The following is a 17,396-nucleotide window of genomic DNA, read 5'->3' as shown; positions in this document are numbered from 1 at the left end:
CTACTTGGGGATCCACGCCTGCCACTTGGCGGGGTTGGCCTCGACCCACTTCTTGGCGGCCTCCTCGCCGGTCATGCCGTTGTTGGTCATGTCGTCGGCGACGGCGTTCTGGTCCTCGTTGGTCCAGGTGAAGTTCTTGACCAGCTCGTACGCCTTGCCGCCGGTGTCGGCGAACTTCTTGCTGACGATCTTGTCGAGGTCCATCTCCGGGTAGTCGCAGGCCACCTTCTTCGGGTCGGCGTCGCAACCCTCGGTGTAGGGCGGCAGGTTGACCCGGACCAGCTCGGTCTGGCTGAACAGCCAGTGCGGGTCCCAGAAGTAGAACAGCAGCGGCTTCTTCTGCGCCTGCGCCTGCTGGGCGCCCTTGATCAGGGCCGCCTCGCTGCCGCCGGTGACGATCTTGTAGTTGAGCTTGAGGTTCTTGATCAGCGCGGCCTCGTTGCTGACGTACGACGGGTCGCCGAACAGCAGCTGGCCCTTGCCGCCCGACTCGGAGGTCTTGAACAGCTCGGCGTACCTGTTGAGGTTGTTCCAGTCGGTGATGCCGGGGTGCTTGTCGGCCATCCACTTGGGGATGTACCAGCCGATGACGCCCTTGTTGCCGGTGGAGCCCGCTTCGAGGGCGACCTTCTTCTCCTCGATGAACTGCTTCTTCAGGTCGGGGTGACCCCAGTTCTCGATGATGACGTCGACGTCGCCGGTCTCGAAGCCCTCCCAGGCCAGCTGCTCCTTGATCTCGGGCAGCTCGACGTCGTAGTTGAGCTCGTTCTCCAGCAGGTACGCCACGACGTTGGCGCTGGCCTCGTAACCGACCCATGGATTGATGGCGATCTTCACCGTGCCGGCGGAGCCGCCCGAGGCGCTGGCGCCGGCCTCCGGCGCGGCCGAGCTGGTCGAGGTGCCGACCGTGGCTCCGCCGCAGCCCATCGCGGTGAGCCCGAGGGCGAGAAGGCCTGCGAGCAGGCGAATCTTCATGTGAACTTCCTCTTTCGGGGGGAAGAGCGCCTGTCGGCGCCCTGCGTGATGCGGTCGAGCATGACTCCGAGGAGCACTGTGGCGATGCCCGCCACAAAGCCCATGCCGAAGTCGGTCCGCTGGGAGAAGCCGAGGACCACGTCGTAGCCCAGCGCGCCCGCCCCGACCAGGCCGCCGATGACGACCATGGCCAGCGTCATCACGATGCCCTGGTTGGCCGCGAGCAGGATGGCCCTCCTGGCCATGGGCAGCTGCACCTTCCAGAGCAGCTGGCGCGGGGTCGAGCCCGCCGAGGCGGCGGCCTCGACGACCGTGGCGGGCACCCCTCTGATGCCGTCCTCGACCAGGCGTACGACCGGCGGGACCGCGTAGATGACGGAGGCGAAGATCGCGGTGAACCTGGTGGTGCCGAAGAGCGCCAGCGCCGGCAGCAGATAGACGAACGCGGGCAGGGTCTGCGCGGCGTCGAGGATGGGCCGCTGCACGGCCGAGAAGCGCGGCGAGCGGGCCGCGGCCACCCCGAGCAGCAGGCCGATGGCCAGCGTGACGAGCACCGCGACGGCGACCGTGCTCATCGTCATCATGCTGTGCTCCCACAGGCCGAGCAGCGCGATGGCCAGCAGGCAGGCCAGCGCCGTCAGCGCGGGACGCAGCCCGCTCACCCGCCAGGCGGCCGCGAGCACCGCGAGCGCCACCAGCCACCACGGAGCCGAGGTGAGCAGTGATTCCAGCGGGTTGAGCAGGGCGCGGGTGGTGACGTCCTTGATGAACGTCGTCACCGGGTACCAGTTCGTCTCGGCCCAGCGGGCGGCGTCGTTCACCTCCGCCACGACGTTGACGGTGAGGTTCTCGGGCCAGACGCGCGGCAGCACGGGGATGAGCGCGAGCCCGGCCACCGCCAGCGAGCCCGCCCCGACCAGGTCGACGCGTGAGGTCGTGGCGTGCGCGTCCCGGCGGGAGAGTGCCATCGTCATCCGGTCGAGCACCACCGCCATGATCACCACGGCCACCCCCGCCGGCAGCATGATGCCGACCTGGGCCCGCGACAGGCCGCGGATGATGTCGCCGCCCAGCCCCGGGGCCGAGATCAGGTTCGCGATGACGACCATGGACAGCGCCATCATGATCGTCTGGTTGACCGCCAGCGCCATCGTGGACCTGGCCAGCGGCAGGTAGACCTTGAACAACGTCTGCCGGCCCGTGGCGCCCAGCGAGGCGGACGCCTCGACCGCCGTGGGAGAGACCTCCGAGATGGCCAGGGCGGTGATGCGGATGGCGGGCGGGATCGCGTAGATCATCGTCGCGATGGCGCCGGCGGGCGCGCCGATGTGGAAGAACAACGCGAGCGGCGCCAGGTACGCGAACGTCGGCATGATCTGCATGACGTCGAGGACCGGCGTCAGCGCCCGGCGCACGCGGACGGAGAGCCCGGCCCACACGCCCAGCGGGATGCCGATGGCCAGCGACAGCAGCACCGCCACCGCGACCAGGGCCAGCGTGTCGACGCTCGACTCCCAGAGGCCGAGCAGGCCGAAGGCGCTCACGCCGCCCACCGCGAGCGCCGCGATCCACCGGCCGCCGGCCAACCAGCCCAGCGCGCCCATGACGCCCGTGATGCCGGGCCAGCCGAGCGCGTACAGGACGGTGTGGAAGGCGTCGTAGAGCCCGCCGACGAAGAGCCTGATGTAGTTGAGGAAGTACAGGAAGAGCGGGTTGTCGTTCCTGTTGTCGTCGATCCACTCGCGCCACTCGGTGACGGCCAGGAACGGCGCCGCCTCCCTGTTGTGCGGCAGCGTCGCCGTGTCGTGGAAGACCAGGTACGCCGCCGCGAACAGGACCGCCGCCCCCGCAGGGGGCGCCCACCGCGGCAGGCCGAGCCAGGCCGGCCTGCCGACGGCCGTGGCGCTGCTCATGCGCCCGCTCGCACGGGGGTCTCCTGACCCGACAGGAAGGACAGCAGGTCGACCCGGTCCACGACGCCCGCCAGCTCGTCGCCGTCCACGACCCTGATCGGGTGGGCGGACGCGGAGGAGGCGGCGATGGCGTCCCTGATGACCGTGGAGGCGGGTAACTCCGGGCCGTCCAGCGACTCGCCCGGCTCGAGGGGCCGGCAGAGCCGGCGCAGCGTCAGCACGTGACTTTTCGGCACGTCGCGGACGAAGTCGGCCACGTAGTCGTCTGCCGGCGCGCCCACCAGCTCCTCCGCGGTGCCGAGCTGCACGATCGAGCCGGCGCGCATGATCGCGATCCGCTCGCCCAGCTTGAGCGCCTCCGACAGGTCGTGCGTGATGAACACCAGCGTCTTGCCGACTTCCCGGTGCAGGCGGATGACCTCGGCCTGCATGTCGCGCCTGATCAGCGGGTCGAGCGCGCTGAACGGCTCGTCGAACAACATCACCTGTGGATCCACGGCCAGCGCGCGGGCCAGCCCGACCCGCTGCTGCATGCCGCCGGAGAGCTGGTCGGGGTAGGAATCGGCGTGGCCATCGAGGCCGACCAGCGCGAGGATCTCCTCGGCCCGCTCGTGCCTGGCGGCCCTGGGCGTGCCCTGGATCTCCAGCCCGTACGCGACGTTGTCGATCACCTTGCGGTGCGGCAGCAGGCCGAAGTGCTGGAAGACCATGCTGACCTGGTGCCGCCGGATCTCGCGGAGCCGGGCGGGTGGGGCGCGGCCGATGTCCTCGCCGCCGATGGTGATCTCGCCGGCGCTGGGTTCGATGAGCCGCGTGAGGCAGCGTACGAGTGTGGACTTGCCGCTGCCGGACAGCCCCATGACCACGAACACCTCGCCGGGGCGTACCTCGAAACCGACGTTCCTGACGGCGGCGGTGCAGCCGGTCTTCTCTCTCAGCGCGGCGGGATCGAGATGTCTGTCCTCGCTGTCCAGCACTTTCCGCGCCTTGGGCCCGAAGATCTTCCAAAGGCCCTCGACGGTGATGGCCGCGCTGTGAGAATCGCCCACACTCGCCTCCTCGTTATGACGTCGCTCAACATATGTGGTGATTAGCGACATTCTCAACGCTGTGACACTCCAGAGATCACGGTGCGGCTTCCGTGTTATGCGTTGAAACGTACTAACCGCTCATTGGCGGACATCTATCTTGATGTGGGTTAATTTCTCGCTCAGGGTGCTTCACGCGTGGGGTCCCAAGTTCTATCCTCAGGAGTCACACGACTCGACTTTTGTCGCGTTAAGTTCGGTTGGCCGTCCTGCATGGGATGTGTTCCAATTACCCGCACTTGCTGATTTCCCCGGGGTGTAGGCCCCTCATATCCGCCGATTCGGGCGAGGTGCGTTCGGTGAGTACACAGCTGGGCGAGAGGCAGGCCAGCGAGAGCGGCTGGCGGCTGCGCAATTGGCGCGTGCGGGCACGTCTGGTCGCGCTCATCCTCATCCCGACGGCCGCCGCCGTGCTGCTCGGCGGCGTCCAGGTGCTCGCCTCGACCGCCGCCGCCGGCGACTACGCCCGTACGAACCAGTTCGCCCAGATGTCCGCGGAGCTGGGCGAGCTCACCCACCAGGTGTCCACCGAGCGGGCCAGGACCGCGTGGTACATCGCGCGCGACCGGCCCACGGACGAGCTGGGCACCGTACGCACCCAGATGGGCCAGACCGACCAGTCCGTCACCGAGGTGCGCGGCCTCGCGCAGTCCCTGCTGAACGACGTGAGCGGCCGCACGGCGGACCAGATCGAGACCATGCTCAGCCGCCTGAACGACCTGAACACCCTGCGCGCGCAGGCGCTCGACGCCAACCTGCTGCCCGGCCCGGCCGTCGAGCTCTACACGACCGTGATCGCCGACCTGCTCTCCGTGCACAACGAGCTGATCAAGGGCAGCACCGACGACGAGTTGTTCCGCCAGACCCGCATGTTCGACGCGCTCGCCCGGGCCAAGGAGAGCGTCTCCTACCAGCAGGCGCTGGTCACGATCGTGCTGGTCGAGGGGGCGTTCGACCCCGACCAGCTCAAGCGTTTCCTCGGCGAGCAGTCCAAGGAGGCCAGCGAGCGCAGGGGCTTCGCCGAGGAGGCCACCGCCGACGAGCGCCGCTTCTTCGACGAGACCGTCAACGGCAGGTCCGCCGACCGCATGTTGTTCCTGCGCGAGCTGGTGATGATCAGGGCCACCAACGAGCTGCCGCTGCGCGGGCTCGACCAGGCCAAGCGCGACGACGCCAAGGAGTGGCACGACGCCACCGCCGTGGTCGTCGACTCCATGCGCACGGTCGAGCGGCGCCAGGCACAGGGCATCGTGGCCCGCAGTGAGGCGCTCAGCGCGGACGAGCGGCGGAAGGCGTTCGTGACCGCGGGCGCGGTGCTCGCGCTGCTGGTGGCCGTGCTGCTGATCACCACCGGTGTGGCCAGGTCGCTCGTACGCCCCCTGCGCCGCCTGCGCAGCGAGGCGCTGGAGATCGCGGGCCGGCGGCTGCCCGACTTCGTGCAGCACCTGCGGGAGTCGCGCGACGGCGCGGTCAACGCCGAGGTGCCGCCCATCGGCATCTTCTCCAGGGACGAGGTGGGCGAGGTCGCGCGCGCGTTCGACGAGGTGCACCGCGAGGCCGTACGGCTGGCGGGCGACGAGGCGCGGTTGCGCTCCAACGTCAACGCCATGTTCGTCAACCTGTCCAGGCGCAGCCAGACGCTCGTCGAACGGCAGCTCACGCTGATCGAGCGGCTGGAGCGCGGAGAGCGCGACGACGCCCGGCTCGGCGACCTGTTCAAGCTCGACCACCTGGCCACCCGCATGCGGCGCAACAGCGAGAACCTGCTCGTGCTGGCAGGCCAGGAGGCCGCCCGCAAGTGGAGCGAACCGGTCGAGCTGATGGACATCGTGCGGGCGGCGCTGGGCGAGGTGGAGAGCTACGACCGGGTCAGCATCCAGGTCGAGTCGGACGTCGCGATCGCCGGCCAGGCCGTCACCGACGTGGTGCACCTGCTCGCGGAGCTGGTCGAGAACGCCGTCTCCTTCTCCTCCCGGGACACCAAGGTCATCATCTCCAGCGGCCGCATCGACGAGGGCAGCCTGATGTTGTCGGTCACCGACCAGGGGATCGGCATGAGCTCCGACGAACTGGCCGAGGCCAACTGGCGGCTGGCCAATCCGCCGGTCGTGGACGTGTCGGTCTCCCGGCGCATGGGCCTGTTCGTGGTCGGCCGGCTGGCGCTGCGCCACACCATCAGGGTCCAGCTGCGGGCGCAGGACATCGGCGGGCTGACCGCCATGGTGCTGATCCCGCCGATGTTGCTGACGGAGGTGCCGAGCGCGGTGCCCGCGCCGGGACAGGTCCAGGTGCCCAGGCAGGCGCAGGTGCGCACGCCGTCCTTCGGGACCGCCGACTCCTTCGCCGCCCCCGTTCACACACCGCCGCCCGCCTCCCTGACGGGCCCTCCGCCCGGGCATCCGTCGTTCGACGCCGCGCCCGTGGCGGCCGAGCCGTCGTCGTGGTTCGGCCCGTCGCCGACCAGCCCGGGAGAGCAGCCGCCGTACACCTATCCAGGCGAGCAGCCGCCGTACACCCACGCGGCCGAGCCGCCGCCCGACCTGGCGGGGCCGTCCCAGGACGAGTTCCTGCCCATCTTCACCGCCGTCGAGGGGAGCAGCTGGTTCAGCAAGGCGGCCCCCACCGCCGACCACCGCGACTCCTCCTGGACCTCGCCCGCCGACCAGGGATGGCAGGCCGCGGGCGCGGCCGCGGAACCCGCCCAGAGCGGCACCACGAACTCGGGCTTGCCGAAAAGGACGCCGAAGGCGAATCTGGTACCGGGCACCGCGAATCCGGCTCCCACTCCCGCTCCCGCTCCACCGCTGTCCCCTGATCGGCTGCGTTCCAGGCTGGCCGGCTACCAGCAGGGCGTGCGCAAGGGCCGTGCCGAGCTCGAGGAGGACTCATGAAGGAGCTGAGCCAGGCCGCCAGGGACGTCAACTGGCTGGTCACCGGCTTTGTCGAAGAGGTGCCTGGCGTGGCGCACGCCGTCGTCGTCTCCGCCGACGGGCTGCCCATGGCATATTCGCGGGGCTTTCCCAAGGACCGCGCCGACCAGCTCGCCGCCATCGCGGCGGGCCTGGTCAGCCTCACGCACGGATCGGCGCGGGTCTTCGAGGGCGGAGGGGTCACCCAGACGCTCGTCGAGATGGACCGCGGACTGCTGCTCGTGATGTCGATCGGCGACGGATCCTGCCTGGCGGTGCTGGCCGCACCCGACTGCGACATGGGGCTCGTCGCCTACCAGATGACGATCCTGGTCGAGCGCGCGGGCGAGGTGCTCACGCCCGCCGTACGGGCGGAGCTGTCCGCCGCGCGTCCGTGGTGATCATGTGTGCTTACAGGCCGCAGACCCCGGGCTTCAGCCCTGCGGACAGGCCGGAACGGGGGCCCAGATCCAACACGATCATGGCCTACCACGTTAAGCACGTCCCAGATCGTGAAGCGGGCCCACAAGTACCGCTTCCACCCGACTCCCGAACGGGCGGATCTGCTGAACCGCACGTTCGGGGGGATCCGGCTGGTCTGGAACAAGACACTCGCCGAGCGGAACCGCCGCTACACCGACGAGGGCGTCTCGACTTTGTCCGTGGACACGGCCACGTGGCTGACCGCATGGAAGCAGGACCCGGAACTGGAGTTCCTGCGCGAGGTGTCGAACGTCCCGTTGCGGCAGGCGTTGCGTCGGCAGCAGATAGCGTCCAACAACTTCTTCGCCAAGCGTGCCCGCTACCCGCGATTCACGTCGGTCGAGGAGGAGATCAGCCCGCTGCCGCCCGTGGATGCGCAGGTCGGGATGGATGCCGGGCTCACTCATCTACTGACGCTTTCCACCGGCGAGAAGATCACGAAGGTCCCCACTCGATTGGTGCGCGAGAACCAAACGCTCGCGATCGAGGACCTGACCGTCCGCAACCTGGTCAAGAACCACTCGCCGGCCCGCGCCATCTCCGACGCCTCCGGGCGGGAGCTGCGGGGGATGCTGGCCTACAAGTCCGCCTGGTACGGGCGGAGGCTGGCGGCTGTGGACCGATGGTTCCCGTCGTCGAAGCTGTGCTCGGCTCGCGGATGCGGGCACGTCAACGGGTCCATGCCGTCGAACGTCCGCTCGTGGAGCTGTCCTGCCTGCGAAAGCCTCCACGACCGGGACGTGAAGGCGGCGAAGAACATCCTCGCGGCCGGGCTGGTCGAGAGGTAAAACGCCTGCGGAGGGCTGGTAAGACCGGCCCCGGAGTCTTCCGGGGAGGCGTGGCCCGATGAAACAGGAACCCCGATCCGGTGACGGGTTGGAGTCCCGTGCCTTGGGGCCTGGGGAGGAAGTCAAGGGAGTGAACCGTGGCATCGTGGGATAACGGTGAGCCGGAGGCCGAGCGCAGCTCGCTCGTCCGCATGTACGCCGTCACCGGCGGGAGGACCGCCCCGCGCACCGAGCTGGCCATGGAGGCCCTGGTGTCGTCGGCGACCTCGGCCCGGCTCGGTTCGACCTACACCCGCGAATACCGGGCGATCAGCGAGTTGTGCCGGCAGGTGCGGTCCGTGGCGGAGATCTCGGCGCTGCTGAGTGTCCCTCTCGGAGTGGCGCGGGTGCTCATCGCCGACATGGAGGCGGACGGGCTGGTCAGGGTGTACCAGCCGCAGCTGAACGCGGGATTACCCGATAAGAACCTGCTTGAAAGGGTGTTAAGTGGACTTCGCAGGCTCTAGCCGGCTCACCTCGACGAAGATCGTCGTGGCGGGCGGGTTCGGCGTGGGCAAGACCACGTTCGTGAGCTCCGTTTCCGAGATCCTGCCGCTGACCACCGAGGCGGTGATGACCGACGCGTCGGCGGGCATCGACGACCTCGGCCACACACCGGGCAAGACCACCACCACCGTGGCCATGGACTTCGGGCGGCTCTCCCTGGCGGACGACCTGATCCTCTATCTGTTCGGCACGCCGGGCCAGTACCGGTTCTGGTTCATGTGGGACGACCTGGTGCGCGGTGCCATCGGCGCCGTGGTGCTGGTCGACTCGCGCCGGCTCGCCGACAGTTTCCCCGCCGTCGACTACTTCGAGGAGTCGCGGATCCCGTTCGTGGTCGGCCTGAACGGCTGGAACGGCGAGTTCCCGCACGTCGAGAGCGAGGTGCGGGAGGCGCTCACGCTATCGCCGCACGTGCCGGTCGTCCGCACGGACGCGCGGGCGCGCCCGGCGGTCAAGCACACCCTCATCACGCTCGTCGAGCACGCCATGGCCGTGCGCGCCGGCTGACCACCCCTACCGACCCGCCCACCAGTGGGCGGCCACCAGCTCGGCCACCAGGGTCTCCGTGAGCAGGGCCACGTCAGGGTCGCCGTCGTGCCGGTAGCGGATGGCGGCCGCGGCGTCCTTCACCTCCGCGCCGACGGCGAGCACCGTCGAACCCCGCAGGCGTACCCAGTCCATGGCCTGCTCGTCGTAGCGGGAACCCGGGTAGAGCACGGCCCGGTAGTCGAGGGTCTTGGTGAGGTAGACGTCCACGTGGGACCAGTCGCCCGTCTCGCACGCGTCGGCCGGGCGGCGCGGACCTTCGCGGAACATCAGCGCCGACTGCTCCGCCGACGACAGGCGCTCGGCGGGGGCGACGGTGTAGACGCCGTGCGGGCCGTCGAGCAGCTCCAGCGCCTGCGGGAGCCAGGCGTCCCGGCGGTCCAGCAGGTCGGCGGTGGCCTCGGCGACCCGCTCCACCAGGGCGGGGACGTCGCGGTCCCGCCCGGTGAGCGTGGCCTCCATGAGCAGCAGGAGCGCCAGGGTGTGCTGGAACGTCCGGCACGCGACGCCACCGCGTTCCTCGCCCGCGTGCGTGGGGATCACCAGGTCGGCCGCCTCGGCGAGGGGGGAGACCGTGGTGTTGGTGAGCACGGCGACGGGGGAGGGGCCACCCGCGTAGCGGGCCGTGGCGTCGAGGGTCTCCCCACTGGCGCCAGTGGCTGAGATCGGCACGACCAGGGTGTCCTCCCTCGCCGGGTGGGTGGCGGCGGCGGAGGCGTAGTCGGCGTACGCGTCGACGCCCGCCGCGCGCAGGCGCAGGGCGGCCACCCCGGCGGCGTAGCGGGAACTGCCCATGCCGAGGAAGAGCACCCTCGTGATGCCCGGAGGCAGGGCGCGGAACGGGTTCTCCTCGGCCAGGGCGCCGGCCAGGCTCCGGAGCGCCTCCGGCTTGGCCTCCAGGTCGGACAGATAGAGCTCGGGGTTCACGGGTTGTTCTCCTCGGGATACCAGGTGCGCAGGACGCCCATGGGGGCGTAGCGCCAGCGGGGCAGGTGACGGGCGGCGTAGATGAGCTCCCGGCACTCCTGCTCCACTTCGAACGGGCGGATCAGCCTGTCGTCCAGCAGGTCAGGCCGGCCCCGCTCGGCCAGGCGGGCCCGGTAGGCGGACAGCAGGGCGGCGCGGGCGGCGGCCGCCCACGCGGCGGCCTCGGCGGGCGGCGTGGACCGCCGCTTGATCGCCACCTGCGCCACGTGCTCCAGGCTCGTGGTCAGCTGGGCGACGTCCCTGGCCGCCGGCTGGTACGGGTCCGCGTCGGCGACCGTCGGGTTGCCGTCGAAATCGATCACCGCGTACCCGCCCTCCCACCGGAGGATCTGGCCGACGTGGAGGTCGCCGTGGATCCTGATGCGCGGGCCGGTCGTCGGGACGTCCAGCGGGGCCAGGTCGCGCCGGAGGGTGGCGGACCTGGTGGAAAGCCATTCGCCGTCGTCGCCGCCGGTCAGCTCCAGGGCCTCCGCGAGCGCGCCCGCCGCCCGCTCAGCCGGACGTGTCGTCAGCGTGGGGCCGGTCCCGCCAGGGGGCGGCGGCAGCGTGGCGAGGGCGAGATGCAGGTCGGCGGCGAGGCGGCCGAGCGGCGTGGCGAAGGCGGTGGCGCCGGCCCGGTCCGGCGACGCGGCCTCGTCCACGCACCACTCCCAGCCGTCCCGTGCTCCGGGGAGATAGCCCGTGACCAGGGCGAGGAGGTGGTCACGGCCGTCCAGCACCGCGGTCAGCGCCGCGTACGGAGGAGCGGTGTCATTGAAGCCCGCCTCAACGAGGTGGGCGAGCATCTCGGGGGCGGGATGCGGCAGGAGCGCCGGCGGGGACAGCCACTTGACCACCACCTTCTCGGCCACGACCACGGAATAGTTGGTCTGGTCCACGTGCGGACCGAAGTCACGTTCACCTGGGACCCCAGTGTGGAGATCTCCAGAGTCGTACGAGAAGGTGGGCAACGGGCGGAAACGGTGCACCGCGAAGGGCGGCGGCGGCTCGTCTTCCAGCAGCCCCACGAGTGCGGTGGTGAGCCCGCGATCTCGGCCGGTGAGGGGCCTCTCACCGAGAGAGATCAACCGGCACCCTATTGAATCCCAATTCAACACGATCGCCAAACTTCCAGGTAGCAATGTCATAAAAAGTCTTGCCCATGTTGATATCTGCTGCAACACTCCTGGTCTGGTCCGCTGTGTCCGGTAAGGTCGCGCGACCCCTCTAACACCGCAAATTCAAGAAGGAGTAGCGGCCGTGTCCCGTATCCGGTTCACCCGTCGTCTCCCGGCCGCCGTCGCGGCGGCCGGCCTCGCGCTTGCCGTCTCGGCGTGCGGCGGTGAGTCGTCGACAAGCCCAGAAGGCACGAACGCGGCGGCGGCCGACGACCTCAAGCCGAACGCGGACCTGACCCAGCAGTCCATCCAGGTGACGGTCTGGGATGGCTACCTGCCCGAGGAGTTCACCAAGGGGGCCAAGGACAAGCTCAAGGTCAAGGACATCAAGATCGCCCTGCACGCCACCAACGAGGATGCGATGGCCAAGCTCACCGCCTCCGGTGACAGCGGGGTCGACGTGGCGTTCGTGTCCGGCCAGTACGCCCAGGCGCTCAATGAGCAGGGCCTGCTGGAGCCGATCCACCCCGAGCTGATCCCCAACCTGGCCAACCTCTACCCCGAGGCCACCCAGCTCTCCTACGACAAGGGCAACAAGATCTCCGTGCCCTACACCTGGGGCACGACCGGCATCTGCTACCGGACCGACCTGGTGAAGAAGAAGCCGTCCAGTTGGAACGATCTCCTCAAGCCACCGGCCTGGGCCGACAAGAAGGTCACCATGATGACCACCGAGCGCTGGCTGGCCCTGCCGGCGCTCAAGGCCCTCGGATACTCGGTCAACACGGACAAGGACGAGGAGATCGCCAAGGCCAAGGAACTCCTCGTGGCCCAGAAGCCGCATCTGCTCGGCTACGACGACACGACGTTCGGCGACAAGCTGAAGTCCGGCGAGGCCATCATGGTCGAGGCGTGGGACGGCTGGTGCCCGACGACCGACCCCAAGGGCAACATCGCGTTCGAGGTGCCGAAGGAGGGCAGCGACCTCTGGGTGGACACCATGGTGATCATGAAGTCCTCCAAGAACAAGGAGGCCGCCCACGCGCTCATCAACTACATCCTCGCCCCCGAGAACCACAGCTGGGCGGCCGAGAACATCAACTACAAGGTGCCCAACAAGGCGGCCATGGAGCGCGTGAAGGTCGCGAAGGGCTCGCTGCTCGGCATCAAGCCGGACGAGCTGCTCGATGGTGAGTCGATCGTCGACCTGGGACAGGCGTCCACGAAGTACACCCGTCTGTCGACGGAAGTCACGGCGCAGTCGTAACCGCGGTGACCTCTGAGCTCAAGGCCCGGCCGGCGACCCCTTCGCGTGGACGCCGGCTGGGCGCGTTCGTGTTCCTGTCGCCCGGACTGACCTACCTGGTCGTACTGCTGCTGGTGCCGCTGGCCCTGGTGCTGAGCAACACCGTCTTCCAGCGCGGGCGCTTCGGCGGCGTGGTGTACGAGTTCACCACCGAGAACTTCGCCCGCCTGATGGACCCGCTCTACCTGGGCGTGGTCGGCGGATCGCTGCGCATCGCGGCCCTGACGACGGCCATCGCGCTGCTGATCGGCTATCCGACGGCCTACGCGATCGCCCGGCTCTCGCCCAAGTGGAAGACGATCGCCCTGGTCGCGATCGTGTTGCCGTTCTGGACCAACTTCATCATCCGCGTCTATGCGTGGATCATCCTGCTCAGCGGTCCTGGGCTGGTCAACAGCGGGCTGGCGGCGATCGGGCTCGGGCCGTACGAGCTGCTCTACAACCAGGGTGCGATCGTCACCGGGCTGCTCTACTCGTACCTGCCGCTGATGGTGCTGCCGCTGTACGCCGCGATCGAGCGGCTGGACCCGCAGCTCAGAGAGGCCTCGGCGAACCTCGGCGCCTCGCCGTTCACCACGTTCCGCAAGGTCACGCTGCCGCTCACGGTCCCGGGCGTGCTGAGCGGTTGCCTGTTCGTGTTCGTGCCGAGCTTCGGCAACTTCGTCATCCCCGAGATCCTGGGCGGCAACAAGTCGATCATGGTCGGCAACCTGATCCGCGACCAGTTCCTGAAGGCACGCGACTGGCCGTTCGGCTCGACGCTGGCGCTGGCGCTCATCGCGGTGCTCCTGGTGCTGCTGATGGCGCAGGCATGGGTGGCGCGCCGTGCGTAGGTCCAAGCTGCTGTTCGTCCCGCTCTGGGTGACGTACGTCTTCCTCTACCTGCCGATCGTCGTGCTCGTCGTCATGTCGTTCAACGCCGGCGAGTCTCCGTACACCTATGAGGGCTTCAGCCTCAAGTGGTACGGCGAGCTGGCCGCGGACGAGCGGATCATCAACGGCCTGATCAACACGCTGATCGTGGCTGTGGGGTCGACCGCGATCGCGACCGTGCTGGGCACGCTGCTGGCCGTCGGCCTGGCCCGCCACTCCAGGTCCAAGGCCCTCGACGCGCTGGCGCTGATGCCCGCGGTGCTGCCCGACCTGGTGCTGGCGATCGGGCTACTGCTCTTCTACGGCGTGATCGCGCTGACGCTCGGCCACTACTCGGTGATCCTCGCGCACGCCCTGTTCTCCATGGCGTTCGTGGCCGCGGTGGTGCGCACCCGGCTCTCCGGGGCCGACACCTCGCTGGAGGAGGCATCGCGCGACCTCGGCGCGGGACACGTGGTCACGTTCATGAAGATCACTTTGCCGCAGCTGGCGCCGGGCATCGTGGCGGGGGCGCTGCTGGCTTTCACGTTGTCGCTCGACGAGTTCGTGATCGCCTTCTTCACGATCGGGAACGCCGAGCCGACGCTGCCGATCGTCATCTACTCGATGATCCGTTTCGGGGTGACCCCGAAGATCAACGCGCTGGCCGCGATCCTGCTGCTCGTGAGCTTCGTAGCGGTGATCGCAGGTCAGCGTCTGACGAGAATCGGGGAGAGGGAGCCGAACCGGACACCTGGAGGAACCGCATGAGGGCCCCAGGGTGCAAGGTGAGGCGGACTCGACCATGAGAAGTGAGAGACAGAGTGCTGAAGGTTGACGGAATCACCCGCAGGTTCGGCGACGTCACCGCGCTCGACGACGTCTCGCTGGAGATCGGACAGGGCGAGTTCTTCGCCCTGCTCGGGCCGTCGGGGTGCGGCAAGACCACGCTGCTGCGCATCATCGCCGGGTTCGAGACCCCCGACAAGGGCACGGTCACCCTCGATGGGGACGACCTGCTGGCCCTGCCGCCGAACCGGAGACCGATCAGCCTGATGTTCCAGTCGTACGCGCTGTTCCCGCACATGACCGTGGCCAGGAACGTCGCCTACGGCCTGGAGCGGGAGCGCCTGCCCCGCCAGGAGATCAAGCAGCGCGTCGGCGAGGTGCTTGAGACGGTCGGGCTGACCGCGCACGCCTCGCGCAAGCCCGCCCAGCTCTCCGGCGGCCAGCGGCAGCGGGTGGCGCTCGCCCGTTCCATCGTCAAGCGGCCGCGCCTGCTGCTGCTCGACGAGCCGCTGTCGGCCCTGGACAAGAAGGTCCGCGCCGACATGCAGCTGGAGCTCAAGCGGCTGCAGCACGACGTCGGCATCACGTTCGTGGTCGTCACGCACGACCAGGAGGAGGCCATGTCGCTGGCCGACCGCATCGCGGTGTTCGACAGCGGCGCCGTGTGCCAGGTGGACGAGCCCGTCCCGCTGTACGAGCGGCCGAAGTCGCCGTTCGTGGCCGGCTTCGTCGGCGCCAACAACCTGTTCGAGGGCGTTGCCGGCGGCCCCGGCGGGCTCAAGAGCGAGGAGTTCGGCGTGCTGGCGGGCACGCCCATGACCGAGCTCGCGGCGGGCGGCAAGGCGCTGCTCGCGGTACGCCCCGAGCGGGTCAGGCTGGTCGACGAGAACGAGACGGGGGGCCTGCGGGGCAGCGTCCTCGACGTCAGCTTCTACGGCGGCGTGTCGCACATCTCCGTGGACGTGCCGGGCCGGGGCAAGCCGGTGCTCGTCGCCGTCCAGGGCGCCAGCGCGGTGGAGGCGGGGGCCAAGGTCAAGGTGCGCTGGAACGCCGAGGACGCCGTCATCATGGCGGTCGATCAGTGAGACAGGTCGTTGCCCGTGGCCGCCCGGGCGTAGGACAGGATCAGTTCGGCCGCCTCGGCCGGGCCGATCACCGGGTGTCTGGCCGTGATGCGGTAGCCGTACGCGTCCTCCAGCGCCACCAGATTGCGCGCGATCGTCAGAGAGTCGGCGCTCAGCCGGAACACCCCCAGCGCTGCCCCCGTGTCGAGGATCGCCTGGTACATGGAGACCTGGCGGTCATAGAGCGAGGTGAGCAACACGCCGTAGACCCTGTTGCGGCCCGCGGCCCCGCCGAGTTCGTTGAGCAGGCGGACGTCGGGGTCGAGTGGTCCGGTCGGCAGCCCCAACCTGATGGTCACGACCAGTTTCTCGACCGGATCGGTGAAGTCGGCGAGCCGGCGCAGCCGCTGCTCGTAGAAGCGCTCCATGCCGGCGTGCTGCGCCTCGACCAGCAGTTCGCTGAGGTCGGGGTAGTGGTAGAGCACGGCTCCGGAGGTCAGGCCGGCCTCCTCGGCCACGTGGGAGAGTTGTACTCCGTCGATGCCATGGCGGATGATGGCCCTGCGCGCGGCCTCGATCAAGTCGATGCGCCGGTCACTCCGGCTTTTACGCTGAGCCACCCCCACCACCTTCACCCGTTTGGCTGCTGTTCAGTTAGCCGTGACCATAGTGCCCGTAAGTTGACCTTCACGCTAGATGCGTTTTTGAATTCCCCTTCAAATTGATCAGCTCTTCCGGAGTCTCGATGTCTCTCACCATCCTGTTCATGCCTGAAAGCGCCTACGGTCCCACCAACAACTGCATCGGCATCGGCGACATCCTGCGTCGCCGGGGTCACCGCGTCGTCTTCGCCGCCGAGGCGTCGTGGAAGGGCAAGCTCGAAGCGCTCGGCTTCGAGGAGGACCTCGTCAACCTCGCGCCTCCCCCTGATGACGCCGAGGAACAGGACCCCGGGCAGTTCTGGAAGGACTTCATCCGCGAGACCGCGCCCGAATACCGCAAGAGCACCCGTGAGCAGCTCGAGACCGTCGTCAAGCCCATCTGGGCCGAGCTGATCGACGGCGCGAAATACTGCGAGCCGCAGCTCAAGGCCATCATCGAGCGGGTGCGGCCGGACATCATCGTCGAGGACAACGTGCTCACGTTCCCGGCGCTGGTCACGGCGGGCAAGAAGTTCGTCCGCATCGTCTCGTGCAACCCGCTCGAGGTCCGCGGCGAGAACGTCGCGCCGGTCTTCTCGGGGCTGCCCGCCGGCGACCGCTCGGAGTGGGACGCCTTCCGCGCGGAGTACGACCGCACCCACGGTGAGCTCTGGGCCGCCTGGAACGAGTGGTGCGTCGAGCAGGGCGCCGAGCCGCTGCCCGAGCTCGACTTCATGCACAAGGGCGACCTGAACCTCTACGTCTACCCGGAGATCGCCGACTACGCCGACGCCCGGCCGCTGGACGACACCTGGCACCGGCTCGACTCCTCGGTGCGCGAGACGGAGGAGAAGTTCGAGCTGCCCTTCGAGCGTCAGCACGAGCGGAACGACGGCGCGTTGATCTACTTCTCGCTCGGCTCGCTCGGCTCGTCCGACGTGGAGCTGATGCGGCGGGTGATCGGCGTGCTGGCCGACACTCCGCATCAGTACATCGTCTCCAAGGGCCCGCTGCACGAGGAGATCGAACTTCCCGCCAACATGTGGGGCGCGGAGTTCCTTCCGCAGACTAGGATCATCCCACTGTGTGACCTCGTCATCACCCACGGCGGCAACAACACGACCACCGAGGCGCTGCACTTCGGCAAGCCGATGATCGTGCTGCCGCTCTTCTGGGACCAGTACGACAATGCCCAGAGAATGGATGAGTTGGGCTATGGTGTCAGGCTTTCGACCTACACCTTCACCGACGACGAGCTGAAGGGGGCGGTCGCGCGGCTGCTCGGCGACACCGAGCTGCGCGCGAGGCTGGCCGCCGCGGGCGAGGAGATCCGGCGCCGTGACGGGCTGCGCAAGGCCGCCGACCTGATCGAGCAGCTCGGCAAATAGCACGTCCCCTTTGAGAGATGAAGT

At 68.9% G+C, this 17,396-nt stretch carries 16 protein-coding genes; 10 read left to right on the top strand and 6 right to left on the bottom strand.

Annotated elements, in window-relative coordinates; all coding sequences use genetic code 11:
• Genes E1294_RS19145 through E1294_RS19135 form a run of 3 tightly spaced genes read right to left on the bottom strand, consistent with a single transcriptional unit; the run spans position 1 to position 3,988 of the window.
• Positions 1 to 975, bottom strand: coding sequence for an ABC transporter substrate-binding protein (locus E1294_RS19145; protein WP_132509919.1), 975 nt, complete (start codon positions 973 to 975; stop codon positions 1 to 3).
• Positions 972 to 2,888, bottom strand: coding sequence for an ABC transporter permease (locus tag E1294_RS19140; RefSeq protein ID WP_132509917.1), 1,917 nt, complete (start codon positions 2,886 to 2,888; stop codon positions 972 to 974). Before E1294_RS19140 ends, E1294_RS19145 begins: the two co-directional genes overlap by 4 nt.
• Positions 2,885 to 3,988 (bottom strand): quaternary amine ABC transporter ATP-binding protein, encoded by a 1,104-nt coding sequence (locus E1294_RS19135; RefSeq protein WP_132509915.1) that lies wholly within the window; start codon positions 3,986 to 3,988, stop codon positions 2,885 to 2,887. The genes E1294_RS19140 and E1294_RS19135 overlap by 4 nt, the downstream gene beginning before the upstream one ends.
• Positions 3,989 to 4,275: 287 nt before the next feature.
• On the opposite strand from E1294_RS19135, the gene E1294_RS19130 reads away from it, so the two are divergent.
• The 5 genes from E1294_RS19130 to E1294_RS19110 all read left to right on the top strand — a co-directional run bounded on the left by E1294_RS19130 (position 4,276) and on the right by E1294_RS19110 (position 9,209).
• Positions 4,276 to 6,867 (top strand): sensor histidine kinase, encoded by a 2,592-nt coding sequence (locus tag E1294_RS19130; RefSeq protein WP_132509913.1) that lies wholly within the window; start codon positions 4,276 to 4,278, stop codon positions 6,865 to 6,867.
• On the top strand, positions 6,864 to 7,286 hold the full coding sequence (locus tag E1294_RS19125; protein WP_132509911.1) for a roadblock/LC7 domain-containing protein: 423 nt from the start codon (positions 6,864 to 6,866) through the stop codon (positions 7,284 to 7,286). The genes E1294_RS19130 and E1294_RS19125 overlap by 4 nt, the downstream gene beginning before the upstream one ends.
• A gap of 111 nt (positions 7,287 to 7,397) precedes the next feature.
• A complete protein-coding gene (locus tag E1294_RS19120) occupies positions 7,398 to 8,156 on the top strand; it encodes an RNA-guided endonuclease TnpB family protein (protein ID WP_165977369.1) in 759 nt (252 codons plus the stop codon).
• A gap of 191 nt (positions 8,157 to 8,347) precedes the next feature.
• The gene (locus E1294_RS19115; RefSeq protein ID WP_246083112.1) at positions 8,348 to 8,662 is read left to right on the top strand and encodes a DUF742 domain-containing protein; all 315 of its coding nucleotides are present in this window, start codon (positions 8,348 to 8,350) and stop codon (positions 8,660 to 8,662) included.
• Entirely contained in the window at positions 8,643 to 9,209 is a 567-nt protein-coding gene (locus E1294_RS19110) for a GTP-binding protein (protein ID WP_132509905.1), read from the top strand. Before E1294_RS19115 ends, E1294_RS19110 begins: the two co-directional genes overlap by 20 nt.
• 6 nt (positions 9,210 to 9,215) lie before the next feature.
• Here E1294_RS19110 and E1294_RS19105 read toward each other — a convergent pair whose 3' ends face one another.
• Together E1294_RS19105 and E1294_RS19100 are read right to left on the bottom strand one after the other, a co-directional pair.
• Positions 9,216 to 10,175 carry an SIS domain-containing protein gene (locus E1294_RS19105; RefSeq protein WP_132509903.1) on the bottom strand — a complete coding sequence of 320 codons (960 nt, stop codon included), beginning with the start codon at positions 10,173 to 10,175 and terminating at the stop codon, positions 9,216 to 9,218.
• The gene (locus tag E1294_RS19100; protein WP_132509901.1) at positions 10,172 to 11,302 is read right to left on the bottom strand and encodes a phosphotransferase; all 1,131 of its coding nucleotides are present in this window, start codon (positions 11,300 to 11,302) and stop codon (positions 10,172 to 10,174) included. Before E1294_RS19100 ends, E1294_RS19105 begins: the two co-directional genes overlap by 4 nt.
• Before the next feature lie 172 nt (positions 11,303 to 11,474).
• Here E1294_RS19100 and E1294_RS19095 point away from each other — a divergent pair, with 172 nt between their 5' ends.
• The 4 genes from E1294_RS19095 to E1294_RS19080 are packed head-to-tail and all read left to right on the top strand — an operon-like array spanning position 11,475 to position 15,364.
• Entirely contained in the window at positions 11,475 to 12,599 is a 1,125-nt protein-coding gene (locus tag E1294_RS19095) for a polyamine ABC transporter substrate-binding protein (RefSeq protein ID WP_132509899.1), read from the top strand.
• A gap of 5 nt (positions 12,600 to 12,604) precedes the next feature.
• On the top strand, positions 12,605 to 13,471 hold the full coding sequence (locus E1294_RS19090) for an ABC transporter permease (protein ID WP_246083108.1): 867 nt from the start codon (positions 12,605 to 12,607) through the stop codon (positions 13,469 to 13,471).
• Positions 13,464 to 14,261, top strand: coding sequence for an ABC transporter permease (locus E1294_RS19085; RefSeq protein WP_132509897.1), 798 nt, complete (start codon positions 13,464 to 13,466; stop codon positions 14,259 to 14,261). The genes E1294_RS19090 and E1294_RS19085 overlap by 8 nt, the downstream gene beginning before the upstream one ends.
• Positions 14,262 to 14,314: 53 nt before the next feature.
• The gene (locus E1294_RS19080; RefSeq protein ID WP_132509895.1) at positions 14,315 to 15,364 is read left to right on the top strand and encodes an ABC transporter ATP-binding protein; all 1,050 of its coding nucleotides are present in this window, start codon (positions 14,315 to 14,317) and stop codon (positions 15,362 to 15,364) included.
• Here E1294_RS19080 and E1294_RS19075 read toward each other — a convergent pair.
• Entirely contained in the window at positions 15,358 to 15,963 is a 606-nt protein-coding gene (locus E1294_RS19075; protein ID WP_165977368.1) for a TetR/AcrR family transcriptional regulator, read from the bottom strand. The genes E1294_RS19080 and E1294_RS19075 overlap by 7 nt on opposite strands.
• A gap of 146 nt (positions 15,964 to 16,109) precedes the next feature.
• Between E1294_RS19075 and E1294_RS19070 the strand changes: the two genes are divergently transcribed.
• On the top strand, positions 16,110 to 17,372 hold the full coding sequence (locus E1294_RS19070) for a glycosyltransferase (protein WP_246083107.1): 1,263 nt from the start codon (positions 16,110 to 16,112) through the stop codon (positions 17,370 to 17,372).
• The last annotated feature ends 24 nt before the right edge of the window (positions 17,373 to 17,396 follow it).

Source organism: Nonomuraea diastatica (assembly GCF_004349015.1).
GTDB lineage: Bacteria > Actinomycetota > Actinomycetes > Streptosporangiales > Streptosporangiaceae > Nonomuraea > Nonomuraea diastatica.
The sequence above is the reverse complement of the archived record's forward strand: the minus strand, read 5'-3'. Positions and strand labels throughout refer to the sequence as shown.

What these genes read in the sequence shown, in the direction of transcription:
- E1294_RS19145 (WP_132509919.1), bottom strand. Translation starts at nt 975, where the DNA reads ATGAAGATTCGCCTGCTCGCAGGCCTTCTCGCCCTCGGGCTCACCGCG.
- E1294_RS19140 (WP_132509917.1), bottom strand. Translation starts at nt 2,888, where the DNA reads ATGAGCAGCGCCACGGCCGTCGGCAGGCCGGCCTGGCTCGGCCTGCCG.
- E1294_RS19135 (WP_132509915.1), bottom strand. Translation starts at nt 3,988, where the DNA reads ATGTCGCTAATCACCACATATGTTGAGCGACGTCATAACGAGGAGGCG.
- E1294_RS19125 (WP_132509911.1), top strand. Translation starts at nt 6,864, where the DNA reads ATGAAGGAGCTGAGCCAGGCCGCCAGGGACGTCAACTGGCTGGTCACC.
- E1294_RS19115 (WP_246083112.1), top strand. Translation starts at nt 8,348, where the DNA reads ATGTACGCCGTCACCGGCGGGAGGACCGCCCCGCGCACCGAGCTGGCC.
- E1294_RS19070 (WP_246083107.1), top strand. Translation starts at nt 16,110, where the DNA reads ATGCCTGAAAGCGCCTACGGTCCCACCAACAACTGCATCGGCATCGGC.